Source organism: Xanthobacter autotrophicus (assembly GCF_030015065.1).
GTDB classification, from domain to species: domain Bacteria; phylum Pseudomonadota; class Alphaproteobacteria; order Rhizobiales; family Xanthobacteraceae; genus Xanthobacter; species Xanthobacter autotrophicus_D.
The window spans coordinates 1-585 of sequence record NZ_JAIVFN010000310.1 but is presented as its reverse complement, the minus strand read 5'-3'; the positions used below and the strand labels follow the sequence as shown (position 1 = coordinate 585).

1 protein-coding gene is annotated in these 585 nt (G+C 70.6%); it reads right to left on the bottom strand.

The annotated features are described in order from the left end of the window. Positions 1–585 (bottom strand): hypothetical protein (locus K9U40_RS23265; protein ID WP_282892439.1); only part of this gene is annotated, 585 nt, incomplete at both ends.

The window sequence follows — 585 nt, the reverse complement described above, 5'->3', positions numbered from 1 at the left end:
AGCGTGTAGTAGGCGCCCTTGGTGGCGCCGGGCTCCTGGAACCAGACGGCGTCGTAGGTCTTGCCGTTGTTGTGGAACTCGGCGCTCAGCACGCGTCCGCTGCGCAGCGGCTCGCCGTCGGCTTCCAGCGTCTCGTACACCACCGAGAAACGGTCTTCCTTGCGCAGGGCGCGGTGGAAGTCGATGTTGCTGGAGAAGACTTCCGCGAGCTGGATGGCCACGCCATCGGGAATGTTGGAGGCATCGGTCGCCGCGAACAGCGAGCTGCGGATGATGCCGCCGGCCAGGCGGTTGCCCACGGTGAGCGGTGCCGTCTCGATGCGCGAGGCGAACGTGCCGCCCTGGCGCTCGACCACGAGGCGGCGGAAGCTGCCGCTGTCGTCCTGCACCCAGCGGGCGGTGAGCTTCACGAGGCGGTGGTCGTCGGTCGTTTCGGCGGAGACGGAGCGGCCGCCGCGGCCCAGCAGGGTCTGGCGCACCTGCCCGTCGCCGCGCAGGAAGGCGGCGGCCTCTGGGTCGGCCACGCCCAGGCGCTGCAGGATGGCCTCGGCCGTATCGCTGCTGCGCGTCTGGTCGGTGCGGTAG